The sequence below is a fragment of the Bartonella sp. CL70QHWL genome (assembly GCF_042194855.1).
Lineage (GTDB): Bacteria > Pseudomonadota > Alphaproteobacteria > Rhizobiales > Rhizobiaceae > Bartonella.
The window spans coordinates 1-1121 of record NZ_JBHINJ010000088.1 but is presented as its reverse complement, the minus strand read 5'-3'; the positions used below and the strand labels follow the sequence as shown (position 1 = coordinate 1121).

General features: G+C 40.0%; 1 pseudogene. It reads right to left on the bottom strand.

What is annotated here, in order from left to right:
- Nucleotides 1–994 (bottom strand): annotated as a pseudogene (locus ACFIJZ_RS09835) (DEAD/DEAH box helicase family protein); the annotation flags it as partial.
- Nucleotides 995–1121 lie beyond the last annotated feature (127 nt).

The window sequence follows — 1121 nt, the reverse complement described above, 5'->3', positions numbered from 1 at the left end:
GGTAACCCATGGGTATTTTGTGCATCCGAAATCACTTGGATAGAATGATAGGTTGAAAAGATGACCGTCATTGCATCAAGAGAAGTCTTATTGGCTTTACGCGCAAGTGCTTGCGCATCGGTCGTAGCCGGCAAGACAAGATCAGAGGCATCGAGACTAGCCTCATCATCATGTTTCCCTTTACGACGCTTACCCACTTGTGTATCTGAACATACCGCAAAGGAACGCAAGGGCACTTCTGTATCAAGGGTCCATTCACGGATTGTTTGTGACATCAAAGCAAGGGAGGGTACACCAGAAACAACACACGCTTGCCAGTTCCTGCTATGTGTTCTGCTATCTTAAGGCTAGTGAACGTTTTGCCCGTTCCACATGCCATAATCAGCTTGCCACGGTCTGCTTCTTGCAAACCTTCACAGACTTTCTCAAGAGCTTCTTTTTGATGATCTAAAAGCTTTTTTTTAGGTTGCTCTTTAAGGGTAGCTTCACCTTTTTCTTTATAAGCCCCCCAATCAATTTGACTGTTTTCTAAATCAAACAGATTAATCTGTTGAATACGAACCTCTTGACCATCACAAGTGTTGTTAGCATTATCACTCCAATTGCTTTCGGTGCTATCAACCAAAATACGGCGCGTAAAAATCTTTTTCCCAGAGGTAGCGATAAAGCTATCAATATCTTTTTTACTGATCTGATGGTCAGCTTTATAAAACTTACATTGAATAGCCACATATCCCTCTTGATTGCGAAGCTTTGCCACCAGATCAAGGCCGATATCATTTTTATTCCAACCTTCACGCTCTGTTGCCCATTCATAATAGCTCTCAACCGTTTCATATTGTCCAAAATGGAGAGGGTCATGCATAAGATAAGCCATGACAAGATTTTCAAACAATGTTCCTAATTCACGGGGTGATTTAGCTCGTTGACGATAATATTCTAAGAGAGAGCGTAAAGTGACATGTTCATTATCATACTTATTAAAGTGATGCATATTACAACAGGGCTCCGCTTTCATATGAGAGGGTTAATTCTTATCAAAATAATTAAAACGAAGCTTATTAAATCCATTTTGAATGAATTGAGAAAAAATGCAGAAAAATGCTAAAAAAGCCGATAAT